23 protein-coding genes and 2 pseudogenes are annotated in these 23,581 nt (G+C 67.3%); 8 read left to right on the top strand and 17 right to left on the bottom strand.

The window, feature by feature from the left end; all coding sequences use genetic code 11:
- Positions 1–63 precede the first annotated feature (63 nt).
- The 4 genes and pseudogenes from ACWPWO_RS02660 to ACWPWO_RS02675 all read right to left on the bottom strand — a co-directional run bounded on the left by ACWPWO_RS02660 (position 64) and on the right by ACWPWO_RS02675 (position 4,411).
- Positions 64–1,433, bottom strand: a protein-coding gene (locus ACWPWO_RS02660) for an IS3 family transposase (protein WP_454004211.1) whose coding sequence is annotated in 2 segments (ribosomal slippage) — positions 64–942 and positions 945–1,433 — 1,368 coding nt in all. Because the reading frame shifts where the segments join, the coding sequence is not laid out codon by codon here.
- A gap of 166 nt (positions 1,434–1,599) precedes the next feature.
- Positions 1,600–2,271 carry an amidase family protein gene (locus ACWPWO_RS02665; RefSeq protein WP_454004213.1) on the bottom strand — a complete coding sequence of 224 codons (672 nt, stop codon included), beginning with the start codon at positions 2,269–2,271 and terminating at the stop codon, positions 1,600–1,602.
- Positions 2,272–2,336: 65 nt separating this feature from the next.
- Positions 2,337–3,026, bottom strand: a pseudogene (locus ACWPWO_RS02670) (amidase); the annotation flags it as partial.
- An 80-nt stretch (positions 3,027–3,106) separates the two neighbouring features.
- Positions 3,107–4,411, bottom strand: coding sequence for an MFS transporter (locus ACWPWO_RS02675; RefSeq protein WP_454004215.1), 1,305 nt, complete (start codon positions 4,409–4,411; stop codon positions 3,107–3,109).
- 79 nt (positions 4,412–4,490) lie between these two features.
- Here ACWPWO_RS02675 and ACWPWO_RS02680 point away from each other — a divergent pair, with 79 nt between their 5' ends.
- The 3 genes from ACWPWO_RS02680 (at position 4,491) to ACWPWO_RS02690 (ending at position 6,591) form a co-directional block, all read left to right on the top strand.
- Positions 4,491–5,486, top strand: coding sequence for an Lrp/AsnC family transcriptional regulator (locus ACWPWO_RS02680; RefSeq protein ID WP_454004217.1), 996 nt, complete (start codon positions 4,491–4,493; stop codon positions 5,484–5,486).
- A gap of 379 nt (positions 5,487–5,865) precedes the next feature.
- Positions 5,866–6,132: a hypothetical protein gene (locus tag ACWPWO_RS02685; protein ID WP_394063869.1), complete on the top strand. Its 267-nt coding sequence runs from the start codon at positions 5,866–5,868 to the stop codon at positions 6,130–6,132.
- Positions 6,133–6,135: 3 nt separating this feature from the next.
- Entirely contained in the window at positions 6,136–6,591 is a 456-nt protein-coding gene (locus tag ACWPWO_RS02690; protein ID WP_454004218.1) for a YaiI/YqxD family protein, read from the top strand.
- A 5-nt stretch (positions 6,592–6,596) separates the two neighbouring features.
- On the opposite strand, the gene ACWPWO_RS02695 is transcribed toward ACWPWO_RS02690, so the two are convergent.
- The 6 genes and pseudogenes from ACWPWO_RS02695 to ACWPWO_RS02720 all read right to left on the bottom strand — a co-directional run bounded on the left by ACWPWO_RS02695 (position 6,597) and on the right by ACWPWO_RS02720 (position 13,012).
- Positions 6,597–7,838 (bottom strand): RhtX/FptX family siderophore transporter, encoded by a 1,242-nt coding sequence (locus ACWPWO_RS02695; protein ID WP_454004220.1) that lies wholly within the window; start codon positions 7,836–7,838, stop codon positions 6,597–6,599.
- 1 nt (position 7,839) lies between these two features.
- Positions 7,840–8,238 (bottom strand): cupin domain-containing protein, encoded by a 399-nt coding sequence (locus ACWPWO_RS02700; RefSeq protein WP_454004222.1) that lies wholly within the window; start codon positions 8,236–8,238, stop codon positions 7,840–7,842.
- Positions 8,235–9,902, bottom strand: coding sequence for a PepSY-associated TM helix domain-containing protein (locus ACWPWO_RS02705; RefSeq protein WP_454004224.1), 1,668 nt, complete (start codon positions 9,900–9,902; stop codon positions 8,235–8,237). The genes ACWPWO_RS02700 and ACWPWO_RS02705 overlap by 4 nt, the downstream gene beginning before the upstream one ends.
- 1 nt (position 9,903) lies before the next feature.
- Positions 9,904–11,241, bottom strand: coding sequence for a TonB-dependent siderophore receptor (locus ACWPWO_RS02710; protein WP_454004226.1), 1,338 nt, complete (start codon positions 11,239–11,241; stop codon positions 9,904–9,906).
- 370 nt (positions 11,242–11,611) lie between these two features.
- Positions 11,612–11,866, bottom strand: a pseudogene (locus ACWPWO_RS02715) (TonB-dependent receptor plug domain-containing protein); the annotation flags it as partial.
- Positions 11,867–12,142: 276 nt separating this feature from the next.
- Positions 12,143–13,012 (bottom strand): helix-turn-helix transcriptional regulator, encoded by an 870-nt coding sequence (locus tag ACWPWO_RS02720; protein WP_454004228.1) that lies wholly within the window; start codon positions 13,010–13,012, stop codon positions 12,143–12,145.
- A gap of 129 nt (positions 13,013–13,141) precedes the next feature.
- Between ACWPWO_RS02720 and ACWPWO_RS02725 the strand changes: the two genes are divergently transcribed.
- Entirely contained in the window at positions 13,142–13,522 is a 381-nt protein-coding gene (locus ACWPWO_RS02725) for a nucleotide pyrophosphohydrolase (RefSeq protein ID WP_454004230.1), read from the top strand.
- A gap of 39 nt (positions 13,523–13,561) precedes the next feature.
- Here the strand turns inward: ACWPWO_RS02725 and ACWPWO_RS02730 are convergent, their stop codons facing one another.
- The 4 genes from ACWPWO_RS02730 to ACWPWO_RS02745 all read right to left on the bottom strand — a co-directional run bounded on the left by ACWPWO_RS02730 (position 13,562) and on the right by ACWPWO_RS02745 (position 17,036).
- Complete coding sequence (locus tag ACWPWO_RS02730; protein ID WP_454004232.1) at positions 13,562–14,203, bottom strand: HD domain-containing protein; 642 nt, start codon at positions 14,201–14,203, stop codon at positions 13,562–13,564.
- A gap of 95 nt (positions 14,204–14,298) precedes the next feature.
- Positions 14,299–15,270: a Bug family tripartite tricarboxylate transporter substrate binding protein gene (locus ACWPWO_RS02735; RefSeq protein ID WP_454004234.1), complete on the bottom strand. Its 972-nt coding sequence runs from the start codon at positions 15,268–15,270 to the stop codon at positions 14,299–14,301.
- 27 nt (positions 15,271–15,297) lie between these two features.
- Positions 15,298–16,452: a mandelate racemase/muconate lactonizing enzyme family protein gene (locus tag ACWPWO_RS02740; RefSeq protein WP_454004236.1), complete on the bottom strand. Its 1,155-nt coding sequence runs from the start codon at positions 16,450–16,452 to the stop codon at positions 15,298–15,300.
- Between the two features lie 167 nt (positions 16,453–16,619).
- On the bottom strand, positions 16,620–17,036 hold the full coding sequence (locus ACWPWO_RS02745; protein WP_454004238.1) for a hypothetical protein: 417 nt from the start codon (positions 17,034–17,036) through the stop codon (positions 16,620–16,622).
- Positions 17,037–17,547: 511 nt separating this feature from the next.
- On the opposite strand from ACWPWO_RS02745, the gene soxC reads away from it, so the two are divergent.
- On the top strand, positions 17,548–18,765 hold the full coding sequence (soxC, locus tag ACWPWO_RS02750) for a sulfite dehydrogenase (RefSeq protein WP_454006243.1): 1,218 nt from the start codon (positions 17,548–17,550) through the stop codon (positions 18,763–18,765).
- Entirely contained in the window at positions 18,758–19,279 is a 522-nt protein-coding gene (locus ACWPWO_RS02755; protein WP_454004239.1) for a c-type cytochrome, read from the top strand. The genes soxC and ACWPWO_RS02755 overlap by 8 nt, the downstream gene beginning before the upstream one ends.
- 7 nt (positions 19,280–19,286) lie before the next feature.
- Here ACWPWO_RS02755 and ACWPWO_RS02760 read toward each other — a convergent pair whose 3' ends face one another.
- Positions 19,287–19,667, bottom strand: coding sequence for an RNA-binding S4 domain-containing protein (locus tag ACWPWO_RS02760; RefSeq protein ID WP_394063894.1), 381 nt, complete (start codon positions 19,665–19,667; stop codon positions 19,287–19,289).
- Positions 19,668–19,853: 186 nt separating this feature from the next.
- Here ACWPWO_RS02760 and ACWPWO_RS02765 point away from each other — a divergent pair, with 186 nt between their 5' ends.
- Positions 19,854–20,693, top strand: coding sequence for a M90 family metallopeptidase (locus ACWPWO_RS02765; protein WP_454004241.1), 840 nt, complete (start codon positions 19,854–19,856; stop codon positions 20,691–20,693).
- A 56-nt stretch (positions 20,694–20,749) separates the two neighbouring features.
- On the opposite strand, the gene ACWPWO_RS02770 is transcribed toward ACWPWO_RS02765, so the two are convergent.
- Positions 20,750–21,571: an AraC family transcriptional regulator gene (locus ACWPWO_RS02770; RefSeq protein ID WP_454004243.1), complete on the bottom strand. Its 822-nt coding sequence runs from the start codon at positions 21,569–21,571 to the stop codon at positions 20,750–20,752.
- Between the two features lie 102 nt (positions 21,572–21,673).
- On the opposite strand from ACWPWO_RS02770, the gene ACWPWO_RS02775 reads away from it, so the two are divergent.
- The gene (locus ACWPWO_RS02775) at positions 21,674–22,147 is read left to right on the top strand and encodes a carboxymuconolactone decarboxylase family protein (RefSeq protein WP_454004245.1); all 474 of its coding nucleotides are present in this window, start codon (positions 21,674–21,676) and stop codon (positions 22,145–22,147) included.
- Here ACWPWO_RS02775 and ACWPWO_RS02780 read toward each other — a convergent pair.
- A complete protein-coding gene (locus ACWPWO_RS02780; RefSeq protein WP_454004247.1) occupies positions 22,071–23,567 on the bottom strand; it encodes an MFS transporter in 1,497 nt (498 codons plus the stop codon). The genes ACWPWO_RS02775 and ACWPWO_RS02780 overlap by 77 nt on opposite strands.
- Positions 23,568–23,581 lie beyond the last annotated feature (14 nt).

The raw sequence follows: 23,581 nt of genomic DNA on the forward strand, positions 1-23,581 counted from the left end.
TTCCCCGGCTCGACAAAAAAACCCGCTTTCTGAACTGACCCCCAAAAGTTGGACGGTCAGAGCCTAAAGCCCGAAGGCCTGAGCTCGGTACTGCACCGGGCTCAGGCCTTTTAGCTTGAGCTTGATGCGTTCGTGATTGTAGTAGTGGATGTACTGGCCGATGCCGGCCTGGAGCTGCTCGATGCTCTCGAAGCGGTTCAGGTGGAAGAACTCGGCCTTGAGCGTACCGAAGAAGCTTTCCATGGCGGCATTGTCCAGGCAGTTTCCCTTGCGCGACATGCTCTGAATCACGCCTTGCTCAGCGAGCAGACGCCGGTACTGGGGCTGCTGGTACTGCCAGCCCTGATCGGAGTGCAGCAGCGGGCGATCCGTGGGTGCGAGCCGGGCCAGCGCTTTCTGGAGCATGCTGCCCACGAGCTGGAACACGGGGCGCAGGCTGGTCTCGTAGGCCACGATCTCGCCGTTGTACAGATCCATCACCGGCGAGAGGTACAGCTTGTCGGCGCCGACCTTGAACTCGGTCACATCCGTCACCCACTTCTGGTTGGGCCTGTCGGCCTGGAACTGGCGCGTCAGCAGGTTCGGCGCCACACGGCCCTGCTCGCCTCGGTACGAACGGTATTTCTTCGGGCGCACCAAGGACTTCAGTCCCAGCGTCTGCATCACGCGCTGGACGGCCTTGTGGTTGATGAGCTCACCGGCCCGGCGCAGCGCCGCCGTGATGCGCCGGTAGCCATAGCGGCCCTGGTGCTGGTCGTACAGCGCGCGGATGCGCGCCTTCAGCCCGGCGCAGGGATCGGCCGCGCCCAGTGCCTTGGCCTGGTAGTAGAACGTGCTGCGCGACAGCCCGGCCACCTTCAGCAGCACGGCCAAGGTGTGGCCTTGCCTCAATTCGAGCACGACCCGCGCTTTTTCTGCGCGGCCAGCGCTTTTTCCTGACGCAAGGCCCTCAATTTTTTTAAGTACGCATTCTCCGCGCGCAGATATTCGTTCTCTTGGCGCAACTGCTCCAGCGTGCGCGTGTCCTCGCAGGGCGAAGGCGTAAGGGTTGGGGGTTTGGGGGATTTCATCGTCGGGGAGCGGCCTGGGCGAGGGTTGGGGGTCAGGGCGCGAAGGCCCCCTTCATGATACTCGCGTTCCCACCGCCTCACGACGCCATGGCCGCCGCGCACGTCGAACCGCGCCGCGGCTTGGCGACAAGACAAGCCCTCTTGCCACATCCGACTCAACACGGACAGCTTGAACTCGGCGCCGTAGTGACCGCTGTGCTTCTTGTGCAATCCCGCCTCGCCATGCTCTCGGTACTGCGCGGCCCAGCGGCGCACCGTCCCATGATCGAGCCCATATCGCCCGGCCAATGCCCGGGCCCCTAGCGACCCGGACCAATAGTCCCGTGCCACTTCCAGCTTGAAGTCCACATCATATTTCGCCATGTAAAACCCCCGAAGGTTGGATCAATGTCCAACTTTCGGGGGTCAGTTCATTCAGCGGGTTTTTTTGACGCCGATTCCAGCCCGGTCGTTCGCTGGGCTGCGCCGCCCCAGGCCATGGATGTGGAAGCGCTGGGCGTCGTGGTCCGGCGCCGCGCCTGTTGTCGTTTCAGAGGCCCCAGGCTGCGAGGTCGGGATGGCGCGAGGGCCGGCCGAGGATGCCTTCGACGATGCGGGCGCTGTCCAGCAGCGCGGCGTCCTGGCCGCTGGGCGCCATGAGTTGCACGCCGGTAGGCAGGCCCTGGCCGTCAAAGCCGCTGGGCAGCGAGATGGCGGCCGCACCCAGGAAGTTGCCGGGGCGCAGGAGCTTGCCCAGGCCGGTGTGGCGCAGGTCGTCGGGGTCCAGGGCCTGAGCGGCCTGGTCGCAGGCGGGCATGAGCAGGGCGGCGCGGCCCTGCATGGCGTGGGCGAAGGCCTGCATGTCGACGCTGCGCCGCTGCAGGGCGGCTTCGTAGTCGGCGGCGTCGATGCGCCCGCCCGCGGCGATGCGCTCGCGCACCACGCGCCACAGAGGCAGCTCGGGGTTCGACGCCAGTTCGCCGTAGTAGCGATAGGCTTCGTAGGCCAGCACGATCGAGTTGTCTTCGGCCATGCGCGCAAAGGAGAGCGACGGCGGCGGCATCCAGACCTGGAGGTCCAGGCTGGCCTGCCGCAGACGGTCCAGAGCCTGTTGCCAGAGGGTCTGCGTGGCGCTGTCCAGGGCGGCCGGCCAGGCTTCGGGCGCGAGCAAGGCGATGGGGCCGCGCGTGGGGGCGGGGGCCGGCGCAGGGCGGCCACGCAAGTCGCCGGCAGCGCGAGGGTGGCGGGGTCGGCGATGTCCGGCCCCGACAGGACCGCGACAAGTTGACGGGCGTCGGCCACGCTGCGGGCGAGAGGACCCAGGACGTCCAGCGTGTCGGAGAGCGGCAGGCTGCCGGCGCGGCTGATCACGCCCGTGGAGGGTTTGTAGCCCACCAGGCCGTTGAGGGTGGCGGGCGCGCGCACCGAGCCGCCGGTGTCCCCGCCGATGGCGATGGGCGCCAGACCGGCGGCCACGGCCACGCCGCAGCCGCTGGAAGAGCCGCCCGGGGCGCGGGCCACGGTCGCATCCCAGGGGTTGCGCGCGGTGCCCTGGGTGGCATTCTGGCCCGACAGGCCGAAGGCGAACTCGGTCATGCGGGTCTTGCCCAGCACGACCATGCCTTGCGCGGCCAGCAGGCGCAGCGCGGCGGCGGTCTCGGTGCTGAGCTGCCCGGCGCGGGCCTGCGAGCCCAGCGTTGCTTCGGTGCCTTCCCATTGCACGCTGTCCTTGACCGCGACAGGCACGCCATGAAAGGGGCCCAGCACGATGCCGGCCGCCAGCAGGCGGTCGGCGGCATCGGCCTGGGCCAGGGCGCGTTCGGCGGTGACGACGCTGAAGGCGTTGAGGGCGGCGGCGCGCTCGATGCGGTCCAGAAAATGCGTGGCGACCTGCCGCGCGCTCAGTCGGCCTTGCCGGATCTCGCGGCCGATCTCAAGTGCGTCTCGGAAATGTAGGGCGGTATCTTGTTCTGACATGGGGTTTCCTGAAAATGGACAAGACCCGCGCAAGCGGGTCGTGCGCGCCCCGGGGGCGCCGCCGGGCGGGGCAGGAGCGGTCAACGCAGCTTCTGGCCTACCGTCTCCGGCATGCGGATGAAGGTGAACAGCGTAATCACCGCGCCGGCCAGCACGTAGTAGAAGAACCAGCGTTCCAGGCCGTTGCTCTGCAGCCAGGTGAGCAGATAGGGCGTGGTGCCGCCCAGCAGCGCCACCATCAGGTTATAGGGCGTGCCGATGCCGACGGCGCGCACGCTGGTAGGAAACTGCTCGGACATGATGGCCGGGGCTATGGAGGTGTACATGGCGTAAAGGACCAGGCCGAACAGTTCCACCAGCAGGATGGAGCCGAAAGACGGGCCCAGCGTGCTCATCAGCGGGTAGAAGAACAGCAGGTAGCCGGCGGCAAAGACGATCAGCTGCGGCCTGCGGCCGATGCGATCCGACAGCGCGCCGAACAGGGGCTGCACCAGCATGAAGACGATCAGCGCCACGGTGTTGGCGGCGAAGGCCACCTTGGGGTCGGCCTGCACGTGGCGGATGGCGTAGGTGGGCACATAGGCCACGAAAATGTAGAACGCGAAGGTCGTCAGGACGGAGAAGCCGACGATGCGCAGCACTTCCACGGGGTGTTCGCGCAGCAGGGTGCGCAGCGGCTGCTTCTCGACGCCGGCTTTCCTGCTCTCGGCGAAGGCTTCGGTCTCGGGGATGGAGCGGCGGATCCACAGGCCGGCCACGCCGCCCAGCGCGCCCAGCAGGAAGGGGATGCGCCAGCCCCAGGCGGCCATTTCCGCCTTGCTCAACAGGGAGGTGAGGATCCAGCCTACGGCCGAAGCCGCAAGAATGCCGACGGCGGCGCTGAAGAATACAAAGCTGGAATAGAAACCGCGGCGCTTGGGCGGCGCCATTTCAGCCAGGAAGGTCGTGGCCGAGGCATACTCTCCACCCAGCGACAGGCCTTGCAGCAGGCGCGCGGCGGTCAGCAGCAGCGGGGCGGCCAGGCCGATGGAGGCATAGGTGGGCGTTACGGCGATAATGAGCGAGCCGCCCGCCATCATCAGGATGGTCAGCCCCAGCGCCGCCTTGCGGCCGTAGCGGTCGGAAAAGATGCCGAGCAGCCAGCCGCCGATCGGGCGCATGAAAAAGCCCACCGCGAAGATGCCGAAGGTGGCCAGCAGGGCCGCGGTGTCATTGCCTTCGGGGAAGAACTGACTGGAGAAAAAGATGGCGAAGGAGGCGTAGATGGTCCAGTCGAACCATTCGACGGCATTGCCTACACTACCGGCCAGGATGGTGCGGGCGCGTGAGACCGGGGCAGCGGCGGCTCCCTGCACGGCGCTCGGTTGATGGGAGGGAGTGCTCATGAAATCCTCGAGGAAGTTTATTTTTGGACAAAAATAAGTTTAAAGTTTTTGTTTTTAGCAATTTCGGAAGGTTAATTTGATGAATATTGTCACGTCAAGTAAGGGTAAGCCCTTAATGCCAACACTCGATGACACCGATCTCGCCTGCCTGATCGCCCTGCAGGCCGAACCGCGCGCCTCCTGGCGCGAGCTGGGCGCGGCGGCCGGCATCGCCGAGCGCACGGTGGCGCGGCGCATCAAACGCCTTCTGGAAGCGGATGCCTTGCGCGTGGTCGCTGAAACCGATCCCCTGGCTGCGGGGCGGGGCGTGGTGCTGCATGCCTGGATCCGCTGCCGCGCCGGACAGGTGCCGGAGGTGGCCGAGGAGCTGGCGCGGCTGGAGAACTGCCAATTGGTCGTGACGCTGGCCGGCTCCGCCGACCTGATGGCGGAGCTGACGCTGGCCGACGAAGCCGACATGCCCGAGCTGGTGACACGCATCCTGCCGTCCATGGCGGGGGTGGAGCATGTCGATGCGCGTCTGGTGCTGCGCTCTTTCCGGCGCGCGGGTCAGTGGCGCATCCAGGCGCAACACGCCGCCGACGCGGGGGCAGCGCCGGTCAGCCCTCCGGCGGTGCTGACCGAGGCCGAGCAGCGAATCGCGGCCCGGCTCAAGCGCGATGGCCGGGCCAGCCTGGCCGAACTGGCCGAGCACGCCGGCGTGAGCGAGCCGACCGCGCAGCGCCTGTTGCAGCATCTGGTGGAGCGGCGGGCGCTGTCGTTCCGGGTCGAGGTCGAGCCCGCACTGGTGGGGTTCCCGGTCGAGGCGGTGGTGTCGGTGCAGGTGCGTCCGCAGGCAGTCAACGCCCTGGCCGCGCATCTGGCGCAGGACCCCAATACCCGCTGCCTCTTCGGCACCAGCGGCCCCTCGCAGCTTTTCTGGCATGTGCTGTGCCGCGACAGCACCCAGCTCTGGGATGTCGTCACGCGCCGCCTTGGAGAAATGGAGGGGGTGCTCAACAGCGATGTCGCCGTTGTCATGCGGGCGCACAAACGCTGCGGCATCGTGCGTGCCGATGCCGGCGCGCAGGAGTAGCGCGGCTGGCGAATCCGAGCGGCATGCAAGCCGCGACGCGGGCAGCAGGCAGGCGATCAGCCTGCGCAGCGTGGGGGCATTTTTTACCGCCGGGCCGCCCCAAGGTAAAAGCACCCCCTCGGGGGGCAGCAAGCCGAAGGCGCAGCGCGGGGGTATTTTTTACCGCCGGGCCGCCCCAAGGTAAAAAGCACCCCCTCGGGGGGCAGCAAGCCGAAGGCGCAGCGTGGGGGCATTTTTGTTTCAGGCCGCTGCGCGCCGCCATAAATGCCTGGACTTTTGCGGCCGTCCTGAGCAGTATGCATGCCATGCCGGCACATGGCGCCCGCCATGCGCAGTCCGCTTCTTCCAGGCGGGCATGCCGGATCTTGGCGGAAAGCACATGAAACGAACTGATCTCGAAAAAAACAAGGCCCTGAAGCTGATGGGCAAGATGAAGGCGGCCACGCCGCCGGCCCGCTTTGCCGGCGAAGCCGTCGTGCCCGACCGGCGCGAACAGCGCCGCCTGGACCAGGCGGCCGGACTGGTCTCCTTCCCGGTCAAGCTGACCCAGCCCGTGATCGATGCCTTGCGCGCACGCGCGGCGGCCGAGGGCGTGGCCATGAACGAACTGGTCGACCGCCTGCTGGCCCAGGCCCTGGAGCGTTGATCCATGCACATCTGGGTGGATGCCGACGCCTGCCCGGCGGTGGTCAAGGATATCCTGTATCGCGCCGCCCAGCGCTGGGAACGGCGCCTGACGCTGGTGGCCAACCAGATGCTGCGCACCCCGCCCTCGCCATGGCTGCGCGCCGTCCAGGTGCCGCGCGGCTTCGATGTGGCCGATGACTACATCGTCCAGCACGTGGGCGCGGGCGACCTGGTGATCACGGCCGACATTCCCCTGGCGGCGCAGGTGCTGGCCCGGCAGGCGCTGGTGCTCAGCCCGCGCGGCGAGCGCCTGGACGCCGGCTCCATCGGCGAGCGGCTGGCCATGCGCGACATGATGGAGGAGCTGCGCGGCGCAGGCGTCGACATCGGCGGCCCGCCGCCTTTCAGCCAGACTGACCGCCGTGAATTCGCCAATGCGCTGGACCGCCTGATGGCCGGGCTGGCCCGGGCGACGTAGCCACTTCAGGGCCGGGATTGCACCCCGGCTCTTGCGGAACGTGCGCCCAGCAGGGCTGGCACCAGTATCAGCGTCAGCATGGCCAGTACCAAGCCCAGCAGAAAGCCCTGCGTGTAGCCCACCCCGGCGGCCAGGGCGATCAGCGAGGATGAGGCGGCCATCTCGCCCAGATCGCGCATGCTTTGCACCATGGTCATGTCGGTGCCCGCCTGATGGCGGGAATGGGCAAAGCGCATGGCCGCCGTCATGACGGCGACCGAAGCGCTGCCGGCGCCGAAGCTGGCCAGCAAGGTGGCCGTCCAGACCGCGGCCAGCGGCAGCGCCGGCGCTTGCCATGCCAGCCAGGCCCAGATGGCGGCGGCCGTTCCGGCAGCGGCGATGCCGGCGTGAAAGGCCGGCCAGGCGCCCAGCCGGCGCACCAGCCAGGCGCCGCCGCCGCAACCCAGCACGATGGTCACCGCACCGCCCAGCATGCCGATCTGGCCGATTTTGGTCAGCGGCCAATGCGCATCGACCAGCAGGAGTTTCCCCAGGCCGTGGCAGGCGACCACGGTCACGGCGGAGAGGAAGGCCGCGGCGATCAGCCCCCAGGCGCTGCGGCCCGACAGGAGGAAATGCCGCAGGCTGGCCTTGCCCGACTGGCCCGATGCCTGCACGGCCGGCTCGCGCCAGGCCAGCACCAGCGAGAGACTGGCTGAGATGGGCAGCGCCAGCGCAAGCATGGCCGCCGCCTGTCCCAATTTGCCGTAGATCATCAGGAATACCGGCCCGCCGTAGAAGAATCCCACCATGGTGCTGGCTACCTGCACGGCGTTGGCCGCGGGCAGGGAAGAGGCCGGGAACTGCTCGGCCACCAGCGCGTCGGTGGCCACGTCCTGGGTGGCGCTGGCCAGGGACGCGGCCACCGCCAGCGCCAGCAGCCAGGGCAGGGTGGCGGCCGAGATCCCCAGCATCCAGACCCCGAGCAGGCAGGCCAGGACCAGTGACTGCATGGGAATGATCCAGCTGCGGCGGCGTCCCAGGCGTTGATGCCAATGATTGTCCACCCGGGAGGCCCAGCTCCATTTCAGCACCCAGGGCAGGCCGACCAGCGGCAGCCAGGCCAGCGCCGCCAGTTCGGCGCCGGCATGGCGCAAGGCGGCGGGCAGGGCTTCCATGGCCAGTCCGAACGGGACGCCTTGGGAAATGTACAGGCAGGCGATCAGGGGCCAGAGCAGGGCGGGCCGGTTTGATGCGGTCTTGGTCATGTCAGGCTTCCTTGCGCAAGCGGTGCTCGCTGCCTGTGGTGGGCGTGATGAACAGCAGGCGTCCGGGCTCGGCCACTTCCAGGCGGTGCAAGCAGCCGCGCGGCACGACGGAGGACTGGTTGGGCTGTAGGGTCAGGCGCGTATCGGCCTGGGAACCTTCCAGGATGACGTGCAGACAGCCTTCCAGCAGGGTCAGGATTTCATCGCCCCGAGGGTGGCGTTCCCAGTGGCTGCCGTGCACGGAGGCGTTGTCCGAGAACATGCGGATGCCGATGAGCCAGTCGGCGCGGGCCCGGCCGCGCTCGTGGAAGGGCAGGAGCTGCACTGTGGCGTCGGCCTGCAGCGCGGCCAGGGTCTGGGATAGGGTGAAGGCGGCGGGGGTGGAGGATCTGGATGTCATGGCGTTCCAAGAGAAAGGCGTCGGGCCAGCCGCCAGAGCGAGGCGGCGGCCGCCGACAGGAGAAGATTGATGAACAGGGCCGGCAGCTCGGCTTGCAGCGCGCCGCCCCACTGTCTTGCCAGACTGGCGGCGACGGCCACGCTCAGCAGCAGGGAGGCCAGCCGCAACAGGCCGGCCGGCCGAGAGGCGCGGCGCCGGGCCGGCAGCAGGCCGTACAGCAGGACGCCGAACCAGGCCAGGCCGAAGCTCCAGGCCTGCCAGCGCGCCCGCGCAGGCCAGGAGTCGGGCGTCAGGGCCGTGATGGCGAACAGGGTGCAGCAGGCCAGCAGCAGGCCCAGCATCGCGCCGCTGAGCCAGGGTCGACGGAATGAATTCGCGCCGTGCCGCGCCAGCCACAGCCAGACTCCGCTGGCGGCCAATGTTGCGCCGGCCAGCCCAGCCAGGGCGTGCAGCCAGCGGCTGACCGCGCCGCCGTACTGGGCGAAATGCAGGGGCTGGACGGCGATGAAGGCCTGGGTGAACGCGCCGCGCTGGGCCGCGCTGTCGTGCCGCAGCAGGGCAAGGTCGGTCAGGGCGTAGTGATAGCGTTCGAAGAGGGCGGTGCTCAATTGCCCGCGGGCCGCCCCGCGCAGCGTGGCGTAGGCGTGCGCGTCGCCCCAGTGGTGGACGGTCACGCCTTGGATCAGGAAGGCGGGGTGGGCCTGGCGGTGGCGGTCCAGCAATTCGTTCAGGCTGGACATGGACGCGGCCTGGCCGGCGGCGGGCCGTTCGTAGGGCTGCATCAGCGCCTGCATGGCTTGCCGGGGTTGCTCCGGGAAGGCGCAGGGCGCCAGCTGGACGGTGGCCAGCGCGCCCAGGCCGGAGAAGATGCCGGTGGCGGCGATCAGAAAAAGCAGGGGCGCCAGCCACAGGCCCAGCAGCTTGTGGGCGTCATACGCCAGGACGCGCAGGCCGGACCGCAGGCGCAGGCGCAGCAGGCCGGCGCCCTGGCGCGGGTGCAGCAACACCCCGCCCAGGACGAGCGCGCCCAGGGCGAAGCCGAACAGGCTGACCAGGATGCGGCCGGGAAAGCCCGCGTACAAGGTATTGTGCAATCCGGTCAGCAGCCCGGTCAGCTTGCCGTGGACCGGAGCCTGGGGCGGAAATGCCAGGGCTGCGGACGCGTTCTGGGCGCCTTGCGGCGGCCCGGCCGGCTGGACGCGCGCCTGTACCTGTCCATCTGCGGGCAGGTCCAGCTGCAGGACGTCCGCATGGGGGAAGGCCGCCAGCCCTTGCGCCAGCATGTCGTCCAGATCGAGCGTGACGGATGGATGCCGGCGCTCAGAGGGCATTTCCCAGTTGTGCAGCTCGGGCTTGAGCACCGCAAGCGCCCCGCTCAAACAGATGACGAACAGCATGGCGCCCAGGACGGCTCCCGTCCAGGCGTGGCTGGCCGAGAGCGCGCGGCGCAGCGGCAGGCCGGCGGGGCGGCGGATGGTCAGGCAGGCCGCCAGCAGCAGGCATTGGGCCAGCACGCCGATGAACAGGCCGGCGTACAGCCGGTTCAGGGCGTCCGAGCCGGGACCCCAGGCGGCGACGCCCGCGGCCAGCCCCGTACTGAGCAGCGGCGCCAGGCCCAGGGCCAGCAGGCCCCGGGCCCGGCCACCAAAGCCGGGAAGACGCATGTCAGTACTCGGCCCGCAGCGTCAGCATGACGTTGCGCGGCTCGCCATAGCGGTTGTTCCATTGCGGCCCGGACAGGCTTTGGTAGTAGCGCCGGTCGAACAGGTTGTTGACATGCAGGGCGGCGCTCAGGCTCCGGTTGATGCGATAGCCCAGCCGCGCGTTGGCCAGCGCGTAGCCGCCCTGGCGCAGGGTCAAGCCGCCGGACTGCACGGTGTAGGCGCTTTGCGCCTGCACGCCCAGGCCGGCGCTCAGGCGGCCGTTGTCCCAGGGAAAGGTGTAGTTGGCCCAGAGCCGTGCGATATGCTTGGGCGTGAAGCTGGCAAAGGGCTGGCCCTGCGATTGGGCATCCTTCAGGTATTTGGTCGTGTTGTAGGTATAGGCCAGCGACAGGTCCAGGCCCGGCAGGGGCTGGCCGCTGATTTCGGCTTCCACGCCCTGGCTTTCCACTTCGCCGCCGCTGACATAGAAGCAGCTCATGCCCGCGCAAGGGTAGGCCGGATCCACCTGGGCGCGATTGCGCTGGCGGATGTTGAAGAAGGCCAGGCTGCTGTTGATGCGGCCGTCCAGCAATTCGCCCTTGATGCCGGCTTCCAGGTTGGCGCCCTTGACGGGATCCAGGGCCTGGCCGTCCCAGGTGGTCTGCGTCTGCGGCTGGAAGACCTGCGCATAGCTGGCATAGACGGACCAATGCGGCGTGATGTCCAGGATGAGGCCGCCATAGGGCGTCCATTCATTGCTGACCTTGCTGGAGACGCCCGCGCCTTCCTGCTTCCACTGGCTCAGGCGCAGGCCCGCGACCAGCTTGAGCGGGTCGGCCAGCGAGAAGCGGCCCACCGCATAAAGCCCCGATTGCGTCGTTGTCGTCGGGCCGCGGGAGACATAGGGGCCGACGGCGGGTTCGGGGATGCTGCCGGGGTTCCAGTCCCAGATGTTCACCGGCTGGTTCACGGGCGTGAGGAAGTTGCCCGAGAACTGCTCCAGGCTGGTGCGCTGGTAGTTCATGCCCACTGTGGCTTCGTGACGGCGGCCCAGCAGGGTGAAGGGGCCGGTCAGGTAGCCGTCCGCGCTGGTCTGGCTGTTCTCGAACTTATAGGCTCCGCCCGTCAGGCGCGGACCGGTCCCGGTCAAGGGGTCGACCGCGCCGTTGGCGCCGGCGTATTTCAGGGCGGAATCCCCTTTCTGGTGGTTCAGGTTGAGCCTGGCGGTCCATTCATTGCTGAAGTTGTGCTCGATGCCGCCAAAGACGCGGGTCGTGTCCCAGTCGAAGCGGTCCCAGTCCACGTCCAGATAGGTGGAGCGCGGCAGGCCGATGTCCGTGCCGTCGCGGTAGAAGGGCACGCCCGCCATCGTGGTGGTGGAGCGGATGCGCTGGTGTTGCAGCCCCAGGGTCAGCTACTCGTCGGAAGGGGCCGACGGGAGCGTGAGATGTGTATAAGAGAAGGTGGAAATTGCTGGATTTTTGGCCCGCCACATCGTAGAAGAATCCGCGATCCTCATGGCTTGCCACGATGCGGGCCCGCAGGCTGCCGCTTTCGTTGACGGGGCCGCCCACGTCGACCAGGCCGCGATAACGATTCCAGCTGCCTGCGGACAGCTCGCCCTGGGCCAGGAACTCGCGCGGCGCACGCTTGGGCACCAGGTTCACCGTGGCGGCGGGATTGCCGGCGCCCTGCATCAGGCCGTTGGCCCCGCGCAGGATCTCCACGCGCTCGTAGATGCCCATGTCCTGGGGCGGGCTGGCCATCTGGCCCATCTGGATGGGCACGCCGTCCTGCTGGAAAGAGTCGATCTTGAAGCCGCGCGCATAGTAGCCGGTCGTCAGCAACTGGTAAGGCTGCACGGTGATGCCGGGCGCATGCTGCAGGACTTCGTCCAGGCTCTGCAGGTTCTGCTGGTCCATGCGCTCGCGGGTGATGATGGTCACCGACTGCGGGGTTTCCTTCAGGGTTTGCGCGCCTTTCATCAGCGTGGGAGCGTTGTCGCGCTGGGCGGAGACCACGATGCCGGGCAACTGGCTGACTTCGGGATTGGCCTGGGCGAACGCAGCGGGGCTGATCAGCAGAAGGGCCGACAAGCCCGCGGGAGCGCAGGACGGGCGGCGAGACGGGAAGATGTCCACGAAAGCTTCTCTCTACATGAAATTGTTATTGATAATCAATCTCATCTATTCTATGTAGAGCGTGCCGCCACCATTGGCTCTGGCCGGTATTTGTCTGGCGCTGGCCGGTATGCAGGTGGTTCAGCGGCGCAGGGCGCGGGGAGGGACGCCGTAGCGTTTCTGGAAAATCTTGGAGAAGTGCGAATCGCTGTAACCGCAGGCGCCGGCCGCCTGCGATACGCTGCAGGCGCCGGTCGCCAGCATGCGGTAGGCTTGTTCCAGGCGTTGTTCGCGCACGAATTCGTAGACGCTCATGCCGAACATCTGACGAAAGCCCCGCGTCAGGAGCGTGACGCTCAGGCCGACCCGGGCGGCCAGCCAATCCAGGCCAGGCGGCTGGGACAGCTCCTGCAGCAAGAGCGCGCGCGCCTGCTGCAGGCAGTCGCGCTGCCGGGCCGGCAAGTTGATGCTCGCTGCAGAGCTCGCTGTCGATCGCGCGTCCAGCGTCGCCAGCACGGTGGCGGTCAGCTCCAGCGCCTTGCCCGACAGGTACAACTGCCGCAAGCCGCCCTGCAGCGGGCACAGCAGTAGCTGGCGCGCCAGAGCCTGCAGGGGCTTGTCGGCCTGGCTGTCCAGGATGAACGGCCCTGCGGGCGAGCCCTGGCGACGGCTCCAGTCCGCGGCGTCCATGTCCAGCCAATTCTCCAGGGCCTGCTCGGGCATGCGTATGGCCACATAATGCACGGGCGTATCGGCATGGAAGCTGTGATTGACGACGAAAGGCCGGCTGCTCAGGCTCAAATGCAGGGCCGGGCCTTGCAACTGGGCGGCGGGCGCCTGGGACATGCGGTAGCGCACGGCGCCGCCGCCCAGCAACAGCACCAGTTTCAAGCCAGCCTCATTTTCCTCGGTGATGGTCTGGCCCGGCTGCACGCGCAGCAGCCCGCCGCTGATGTTCAGCTCGGGAGTGCCGGCGTGGATGTGCCATTGATCGGAGGATGCAGAAGACATGATTTTGAATGAGAATCATTCCTGATTATGTGGCAAATCGTTTCAGTCGTCAAATGTCCAGGCCGGCATTGCGCCGCGCCGCCGCTGGTCTTAGTATGCGTTAGTCTCCCAATTTTTATGATTTGCGCCGTGCCTGATCCGTCCTCCGATCGTCTCCTGATCGAATTGTCCGCCCTGAACGCCAAAGTGGCCGAATTCGCGCGCGAACGCGATTGGGAACAGTTCCACAGCCCCAAGAACCTGGCCATGGCCCTGACCAACGAAGTCGGCGAACTGGTGGAAATCTTCCAGTGGCTGACGGAAGAGCAATCGCGCGGGGTAGGCGCCGATCCGCGCACGGCCGAGGCGGTGCGCGACGAACTGGCCGACGTGCAGATCTACCTGAGCCGGCTGGCCCATGTGCTGGGCGTGGACATGAACGAAGCGGTCACCCGCAAGATCGCCAAGAACGCGCAGAAGTACCCTGCCGACAAGGTGCGCGGCACGAACAAGAAATACACCGAACTCTAGGCCTGCCGGACGATCAAGGTCCGCGTGGCCTGGCGGGCGTCATAATTCGTCGAGCAGTTCCCGCAGGTAGCGCTGCATGCGCGCCTGGCGTTCCCGGGCAAGCCTTTGGCCGGTTTCCGTCTGAAAGCCTTCGGCCAGCTTCAGCAGCTTGGCGGAGAAATGATCCAGCGCATAGCGCGCATCGTCCAGAGGGCGGTCCTGGGCTTCGGGATCCTGCGGATGATACAGGCTGGAGCCCATGCGCCCGGCCGTATAGAAGCAGCGGGCGATGCCCAGCGCACCGATGGCGTCCAGGCGGTCCGCATCCTGCAGGATGCGGGCTTCCAGACTGAGGGGCGGCAGCCCGGCGGAAAAGCTGTGCGTCCGCACGGCGTGCATGACCGCTTCCTGGTCCGGCGCGCTCCAGCCCAGGTCCGCCAGGATGCGCCCGGCTTTCTCAGCCGCCAGCGTGGATGCCTGGGCGCGCAGCGGCGAACTCTTCTCCACGGCCACGCAGTCGTGCAGCAGGGCGGCGGCCAGCAGCAGGCGCAGATCGCCGCCTTCTTCCGACTGGATGGCGCACACGTTCTTCCAGACGCGCTGCAGATGGGAAAGATCGTGCGAGCCGTCGCCGTCGCAGCCGCTGGAGTGGGGCAGCAGTTGGGCGGCGAGTTCGGGGTAGGGGTGAAAGGTGGAGGGCATGGCAGGCGCGGGGGTGGTTGAACAGCGCCAAAGCGTCAGGAATAGCCAGGCCCAAAGGCAAGGCCGGAAGACGCGGCCCGCAGGCGCGCAGGGCCTCAGAAGTTGCTCAGCCCCAGCGTCTGCACGGTATCTGCCCAGTAATTCAGCTCCTGGTCCACATAGGCCGTGAACTCGGCCGGGCTGTTGGACTGCACCTGCGCGCCGTTGGTCTGCCAGATGGCCTGGATTTTTTCGGTCTGCAGGGCCTGGTGGATGGCGCCGGCCACGCTTTGCACGGTGGCCTCCGGAACCTCGCCCTGCATGAAGATGCCGTACCAGGTCTGGGCGCTCAGCTCGTCCATGCCCAGTTCCTTCAAGGTGGGCACGTCGGGCAGGGCCCGGGCGCGCTCGGGGCTGGAGACGGCCAGGGCTCGCAGGCGGCCGTTGCGTATCTGCGCCACGGCCGAAGGCATGGTCTCGAACATGAAGTCGATCTGGTCCCCGCCGATGAGCGCCATGACGGCCGGTCCGCTGCCTTTGTAGTGCACCGGCGTCATGGTCGTGCCGGAGAGTTTTTCCAGCTTGCCGGCCATCAGGTGCAGCATGGTGCCCACGCCGCTGGTGCCGTAGTTCACGCCCTTGCCCTGGCGCGCGGCGGCCAGCAGGTCGTTCACGCTGTGGTAGGGCGATGCGGCATTGACCACCAGCACGTTGGGCATGGCCGCGATCAGGGTCACGGCCTTCAGGTCCTTGCGGGTATCGTAGGGGAAGTTCTTCAGCACGGCCGGGGCGATGGTGTGGTGCACCGCGCCGAACAGCAGCTGATTGTCGGCGGGGCTGGAGCTGGCCACCATGCTCGCGCCCAGCACGCCGCCCACGCCGCCCTTGTTTTCCACGACCACGGTCTGGCCGATCTGCTGGCCCAGGGCCTCGGCCAGGGGCGGGCCAGTGTGTCGCCGGAGCCGCCGGCGGCGGAGGGCACGATCAGGCGCACCGGTCGTTCGGCCCAGGCGGGCGGGGCGGCCAGGGCCTTGCGCGCCGGCCAGGAAAAGACTGAGGACAACAACAACACGGGACCACGGTTTCATGTCTGCTTACCTCTCAGGTGGGGTTGGTCAGCCTTTGCCGTTTCCGAGACTGCCGGGAAGACGGCGCAGCTTGTCGATCTGGTCCAGCCGCGGCGTCAGGCCCAGGCCGGGCGCCTGCGGCATGCGCATCCAGCCCTGGTCGGGCTGGGGCAGTCCGGTGTAGATCTCGGCCATCATGGCGCTGGCGGCCAGGTGCCATTCGACTTCGCCGCCGTTCAGCAGGCCGCTGTGCAGGCGGCCGTTGTGGGACGGGAAGGCGCCGCCGTTGGCCACCGAGGCGTTGAAGCTTTCGGCCAGGCCGAAGATCTTGCGCGATTGCGTGAAGCCGCCGGAAATCAGCACATTGGGCTGCACGATGTCCACCGCCTGGTGCATCAGCAGGTCGCGGAAGCGATAGGCCTGGCCCTCGTTCTGGCCGGCGGCGATGGTGATGCCGGTCTGGCGGCGCAGTTCGCGCAGTCGGCCGGCATCGTTCTGCGTGATGGGTTCTTCGAAGAAGCCCACGTCCAGGTCGCGGGCGGCGCGGGCGATCTCCTGGGCGTGGAAGTAGTCCAGGCTGCAGTTGCCGTCGATGTACAGGCCGACTTCGGCGGGGATGGCTTCGCGCACCAGCCTCATGCGCCGGATGTCCTGGCGGATCACATCCGGCAGGGGGCGCGGCTCGTCGCGGCGCTGCAGGCCGTTGTGGCCCACCACCATCTTCAGGCCCCGGAAGCCCTGGTCCACGCAGGCGCGCGCCACCTGCACCAGCTCTTCGTCCTGCAGAAAGGAGAAGCCGAAGGTGGCGTAGGCGGGGATCTGTTCACGCGCGCCGCCCAGCAGCTTCCAGACGGGCTGGCCCAGGGCCTTGCCCTTGATGTCCCACAGGGCGATGTCCAGGGCCGAGATGGCGTGCATGCCGTAGCCGGATTGGCCGCGCGGGCAGACGTTCCAGTACATGCGGTCCCACAGCCGTTCGGTGTTCAGCGGATCCTGGCCGATCAGGTCCGCGGCCAGGATGTCGTTCACGGCGCTGGCCACGGGATGTTCTTCGGTGATGGCGGTCAGGCCGTAGCCGGTGATGCCTTCGTCCGTCTCGATCTCCACATGGCAGACCGCCAGGTTGGAGGGCTTGCGTATGCCGCCGCCGTTGAATTCGAATGGCACGTTCAAGGGAATGGCGCGTACCGCAGTGATCTTCATGCCCAGGTCTCCTAAAAGCATTTCCATGCGTATGCATGTAATTGATTTAGGTTTATAGCTTTAGCGGTGAAGATCGATCAATGGTGTAAACCCTTGATATTGCTCATATATTAACGGGAGGTTTGATATATCAGCCGGGGGCTATAGCCTTGTGCTGAAGGCCGTTTCTAGCCCTGCCAACGGTGTCGGCGATGCGCTTCGTCCTGCTGCCGGCGCCGTTTTTCCTGCTGGCGCTGCCACTCCCGGTGCTGGCGATTCATTTCCTGCTGTTGGCGCCGGTGTTCGGCTTGCTGTTCACGGATCTGGCGCTGCTGTTCGCGTTGCTGGCGTTCGATATGGCGCTGCCGTTCCTGCTGATGGCGGCGCATCTCGCGCCGGTGTTCGGCCTGCTGGCGGCGGTATTCGCGCATCCGCCAGTCCTCGTCATCGTAGTGGCGGCCGCCGTGGTAGCCGTCCTCGTAATAGCCGCCTTCATAGTAGCCTCCGTAGTACGGGTCTTCGTAGGCGCAGGCGGTCAGGGCCAGGGCGGCGCTGGCCAGCAAGGCCAGGCGGGCGAGACGGGCGCGCAAAGTGGTGCAGGACATGTGGTTCTCCCCAGGAGAAGGTGATGATTCCGTGCCGGTTCAAGGCGGCTCTAATCCTAGCGGCCTGCTTCCCGGCCGAGCCGTTGCATGAGCAACGGCGTGCAACAGGAAGAGCGCTCCAGCCCCCTGGGGAGATGGCTGGTAACAAGTTTTGCAGTGCCGACAACAGGTGGCAGATTGCGCTTTCGTGGCGCTGTATACCTGGGTATTCAATAGTTGGCAGTTCAACTATTGCGGACTACGCTGACGCCATCTCGCCGTCGTGCGCGGGATGGTGCAGGGCGCGCTCGCCTGCACGTTTTGTAGTTCATAAGCCGTACCTGAACCCGAAGGGAGGACGTTTATGAGTGACGCAAACCGTCATGGCGACAGCGCGACCCTCAAGCGCAGCCATGTCCAGTTGCAGCAGCTGGAAGCGCAGTTCCTGGAGCAGGAACGCCAGGACCCCGCATCGCCTTATTTCCACGGCGACGGCCCCAATCCCCATAGCCTGCCGCCGCGCCGCCGCTTCATGCTGGGAGCCTTGGCCGTAGCCGGCACGGCCGGGGGCCTGGCGCAGGCGGCTACGCCGGGGGCCATAGAGCGAACCGTTCCGCCGGACGCCACGCGAGTCCAGGGCGTCGGGGTGGGGGTGGATGATGGTGGTTATGGCGCCCGGTCGCAGGTCGAGAAGGAAGTGCGCACTCGCTACGCAACCAAGACCACCGAATCGTCCTGGAGCTTCACGCCCTTGCAGAACAGCATGGGGATCATCACGCCTTCCGGATTGCATTATGAACGGCACCACGGCGGCATCGCCACCATTGATCCGGCCACGCACACCTTGTTCGTGCATGGCATGGTCAAGCAGGCGCGCAAATATTCCATGGGGGACCTGCGCCGCTTTCCGGCCCTGTCGCGCTTGATGTTCATGGAATGCTCGGGCAATGGCCTGACGGAATGGTCCAAGCCGACAATGAAGACCGTGCAGGGAACCCATGGGCTGACGTCCACCTCGGAGTGGGTGGGCGTGCCGCTGGCCACCGTGCTCAATGAAGTGGGAGTGAGGCCAGGGGCGAAATGTCTGCTGGCCGAAGGCGGGGACGCCGCCGTCATGACGCGCAGCATTCCGCTGGAGAAAGCCATGCATGACTGCCTGCTGGCCTACGGGCAGAACGGCGAAGCGCTCCGGCCGGAGCAGGGTTATCCCCTGCGCTTGTTCGTGCCGGGCTACGAGGGCAATATGTCCATCAAGTGGCTGCGGCGGCTTGAGGTTTCCGACACCCCTTTCATGACGCGCGAGGAAACGTCCAAGTACACCGATCTGATGCCCGACGGCAGCGCCCTGCAGTTTTCCTTCCTGATGGAGGCCAAGTCCGTCATCACCTTTCCTTCCGGGGAAATGGTGCTGCGCGAGCCCGGTTTCTATGAGATCTCGGGGCTGGCCTGGTCGGGGCGCGGCGCGATCAAGCGGGTCGAAGTGTCCGTGGACGGCGGGCGAAGCTGGCGCGACGCCGTGCTGCACGGTCCTGTGCTGCCCATCTGCCATACGCGCTTCTCCCTGCCCTGGGAATGGGATGGCAAGGAAGCCGTCCTGCAAAGCCGCTGTACGGACGAGACGGGCTATGTGCAGCCCAGCATTGCCCAACTGGTCAAGGAGCGGGGGCTGGCGTCCGTGTATCACCTGAACGGCATACAGAGCTGGAAGGTCGCGTCATCCGGGGAGGTGTCCAATGTTCATCATGACTAGAACCTGTCTGGCCGCGCTCCTGGCGGCGGCCTGTGGCGCGGCATCGGCGCAGCAGGCGCATGTCTACGGGTTCGGCCAGCCCGCGACCGATGCGGAGCTGGAGCATTTCGTCTCGCCGCTGCCGGACGGGCGAGGCCTGCCCAAGGGATCGGGCACGGTGCAGCAGGGTGAAAAACTGTACGCCCAGCATTGCATGGCCTGTCACGGCGCCAATCTGGAGGGAGGCATCGGCGACCGGCTGATCGGCGGGCGCGGCACCCTGGCCGCCGCAAGCGGGCCCCCGGTCAAGACGGTGGAGAGCTACTGGCCTTACGCCACCACGCTGTTCGACTACACCAAACGCGCCATGCCCTTCACCGCGCCGGGCAGCCTGAGCAACGACGAGGTCTATGCCCTGGCGGCCTATATTCTGTCCAGGGCGGGCGCCATCCAGCCGGACCAGGTCATGGACCAGGCCAGCCTGCCGCAGGTGAAGATGCCCAACCGGGACGGGTTCAAGCCGGCGGACCGGTAGGCGCAGGCTACTTGCCCCGCAGGATCTGCATCTGGCGCCGGTCGCGCTTGGTCGGGCGGCCGGCGTCGTAGTCCAGGGCGGGTTCCGGCGCCAGGCGGCGCATTTCGGCGGCGCGGGCGCGGGCCGCGCTGCTTTCTTCTGTTTCCTGGTACAGCTGGCGGGCCACGGGCGCCGGTCCACGCACGCCGCTCAGGGCCGTCACGCGCACGTGCATGGGCGGGTCCTCCTTGCGCAGGGTGATCAGGTCGCCGGGCGCGACTTCGCGCGCGGGCTTGGCGGCTTGCTGGTTGACCAGCACCCGGCCTTTGCTGATTTCCTCCGAAGCCAGGCTGCGTGTCTTGTAGAAGCGCGCCGCCCATAGCCATTTGTCCAGTCGTAGCTTGTCCATGTACGTATTCTAATCCAGCGTTATCCCGCTGTCCGGGAGGATGGCGACGCATGACAGGATCCGGCCGGCCGTCAAAAAGGCAGGCGACTGGATAAAATAGCGGGGCCACGTCCTGCCGGACAGACGTGTTTTTCGTTTTCATCCGTCCGGATTCATGTCGGGCCATGCGCCCGTGGAGATAAGCTGATGTTTGCCTGGCTGAGCGGGCGCGGGGCGCGCCAGAGCCGCGTGGAGCAGACCCTGGCGTCGATTGGCGAGGCCCAATGGGAGCAGGCCGTGCGCGAGCACGATTTCCTGGACGGGCTGAGCGCGTCGGAGCTGGACAGCCTGCGCCAGCGCGCCGCCTGGCTGCTGGCCAGCAAGCAGTTCACGGGCGTGCGGGGCCTGGTCGTCACGGACGAGATGATGCTGTCCATCGCGGTGCAGGCCGCCTTGCCCATCCTGAACCTGGATCCGGCCCTGTACGAGGGCTGGACGGAAATCGTGCTGTATCCCGGGCAATTCATGATTCCCCATCAGGACGTGGACGAGGCCGGCGTGGTCCACGAATACATGATGCCGGCCTCCGGCGAGGCCTGGGACGGCGGGCCGGTGATTCTTTCCTGGGAGCAGAGCGGACCCTATGGCGAGACGGGCATGAACGTGGTCATCCACGAGTTCGCGCACAAGCTGGACCTGCTGGGCGGGCAGGCCGACGGCGTGCCCCCTCTGCATGGCTATGCGGACCTGTCCGTGCGCCATTGGCGGCAGGTCCTGGAAGAATCCTTCGAGGCCTTCGAGCGGGCCTTGACCGCCGTGGAGGATGCCATCCCGCCCGATGTGGATCCCGAGTCCGAGGCCGCCTTGCCCTGGTACGAGCAGTTGCCGCTGGACCCCTATGCCGCCACCGATCACGCCGAGTTCTTCGCCGTCCGTTCCGAGGCTTTTTTCATCGACCCCATTCCCTTGGCCGAAGCCTTGCCGCAATGGTATGAATTGCTGCGCCGCTACTCCCGCCAGGATCCGGCGGCGCGGCTCGAAGGCTGAGCCGCGTCGATCTTCAAATGCCTTCGCCGTCGTGACGGGCGCTTGTCCTGCTCATCCTAGGGCTGGCGCTTGCGGTCCTGCCGGCGACGATACTGGCCCGGCGTCAGGCCCACGATGCGCTGGAAGTCGCGGATGAAATGGGCCTGGTCATGGAAGTCCAGTTCGTGGGCTATCTCGGTCAGGGTGCCGTCCGGCCCCAGCGCCTTGATGCGTTCGCGCGCCAGTTGAGCCCGCAATTGCGAAAAATACTGATGGGGCGCAATGCCCACGTGGTCCCGGAACAGACGCTGAACCTGACGCGGCTGGGCCGGCGCGTTGCGTTCAACGGGCAGGGCGGGATGACGCAGGCGCTGCGACAGGTTCTGCAGCTCCTGGCTGACCTGCCGGGAGGCTGCCTCCGCCGTGGCTTGCGGGCGCGCCAGCAGCAGTCGCAGGCCTTGTTCCACGCGCTGCTTCTGTTGCGCCAGATCGTCCAGCGGAAGCTCCTGCCATAGGGCTTCCGCCGCGGCCGGCAAGGGGAAATCGCCGCTGTCCAGGCTGTGGTTGAGCAGTTCATGCAAGGGGGCCTGCAACAGCAGGCGGCCCGCGCCGGGCAGGAAGCGCACGCCGGCCAGGCGCACCCGGCCTTGCAAGGCGATGACCGCGCTGCGGCTGGACGGTCCGTTGATCCACCGGCGGGCGCCATGGACGCGGCCGTTGAGCTGCATGGAATCGCCCTGGTTGAAGATCAGTCCGCAGCCGCCTTCGGGGTGCAGGTACTCTTCGCGCACCACGCCGGCAGGCAGGTCGCCCTGCATGCTCCAGTGCAGGGACACATGCGGCGCCAGGTCCGGGCTGGGCGGGCAGCAGCGATACAGCAGGGGCCGGGCAGTCAGCATGTCGTGTCTGTCGCAAAAGTACAATCGGGCGGCGATGGGGCCGGGTAGGCTATGAATGCGGGCCGGCCGAGGGGCCGGCTTCAACCATCCAAGGAGATCATCATGACTATATCCGTCAATTATTATCAGGCTGCGCCCGGAGCCGTCAATGTCATGCACGGCGTGGAAGCGTACCTGGAGTCGGCGCGCACCGAGGCCCTGAACCTGCCCCTGCTGGAACTGGTCAAGCTGCGCGTCTCGCAGATCAATGGCTGCGCCTATTGTCTGGACATGCACTCCAAGGACGCGCGCGCCGGCGGCGAGACCGAGCAGCGCCTGCACCTGCTGGCCGCCTGGCGCGAGGCGCCGTTCTACAGCGCCGCCGAGCGCGCCGCCCTGGCCTGGGCCGAGGCGTTGACCACCCTGGCCCGGAGGCATCCTGATCCAGCCCTGGTGCAGGAGCTGAAAACGCATTTCTCGGACCGGGAGATCGCCGACCTGACCTTGGCCATCACGCAGATCAACAGCTGGAATCGCTTTGCCGTGGGCCTGGGCGCCAAGGTGGGGTCGTTCCAGCCTTCGAGCAGGTCGAAGTAAAGCCCGCATCCTTTGGACGCGTGTCGGCGGCGGGCCGGGTATGCCGAAACAGCAGCAAGGTCACGCACACGGCCGCCAGCACGTTGTAGACCTGGACCTGCAGGAATCCGTCCAGATGGCTGGTCAACCGGGGGCCGGCCGCCAGGGCGGGAGCATAGAGCAGGGTGATGGCGCAAACGCCCAGCGCCGCGCCCACTTGCTGCAAGGTGGACAGCAGGCCCGCGGCCGAGCCCGCCTGTTCCACGGGCACCCGGCCCAGCACCAGGTTCAGCAAGGGCGTCATGGTCAGGCCCTGGGCGCAGCCCAGCGCGATGAGCAGGACCTGCAACGCGCCCGTGCCGGACGAGGCGTCTCCAGGCCAGGCATGGGCGAGCAGCCCGCCGAACGCAGCGATGTGCAGCAGGCCGCCCAGCAGGATGGCGCCGTTGCCCAGGCGCCGCACCAGCACGGGGGCGGCCAGGGACGCCAGCATGAAGGCCGCGCTGGCGGGGGCGAACAGCAGGCCGGCCTGCATGGGCGTCAGGCCCAGTCCGCCCTGGCTCAGCAGCGCGAAGCTGATGAAGAAAGAGCTCGCCGTGGAGTACAGCAGCACCACCAGCACGCTGGCCTGGCTGAAGTCGGGTCGGCGCAGCAGGCGCATGTCCAGCAGCACGGGGCGCCCCAGCTCCTGCAACGCCTGCTGCCGGCGGGCGGTCAGGAGCAGCACCGCCGCGCCGCCCAGCAGGCTCGCCAGGCTCCAGGCGGGCCAGTGGCGGGCGGGACCTTCCATCAGGCCCAGCAGCACGCCGAAGACGCCCAGCGCCAGCGCGGCCGCGGCCCAGGGATCCAGGCGGGCGCCGTCGGGCTCGCGGCTTTCGGGAATGCGGCGCAACAGAAGCAGTATCAACAGGCCGACCGGCAGATTGATCAGGAAGATCAGGCGCCAGCCCAGGTCCAGGATATTGGCCTGCAGCAGCCACCCGCCCGCCACCTGGCCGCTGAGGGCGGCCAGGCCCAGGACGGCGCCCAGGCAGGCGAAGGCTGCGCGCTGCCGTCCGGCCGGAACGCTGACTCTCAGGATGGCGTAGACCTGCGGAAACATCAGCGCCGCGGTGGCGCCTTGCAGGATGCGGGCCAGGATCAGCAGCGTGATGTCGGGCGCCAGGCCACAGAGCACGGAAGCCGCGCTGAAGCTGGCCACTCCCCAGCCGAACAGTCGCCGCCGGCCATGGCGGTCGCCCAGCCGGCTGCTGCTGATCAGCGCCATGCCAAAGCTCAGCTCGTAGGCGGCCACGACCAGGCCGGCCTGACCCAGGCTGGCCTGCAGGGAAGTTTGCAAACTGGGCAAGGCGACGTTGACCACGAAAAGATCGAAGACAGACAGAAAGGCGGCGGCCATCAGAAGCGCCAGCGCCAGAGGGGAAGCGGAACGTGAAACCATGGGAACTCCTTGTA

It is taken from the genome of Alcaligenes sp. Marseille-Q7550 (genome assembly GCF_965112015.1).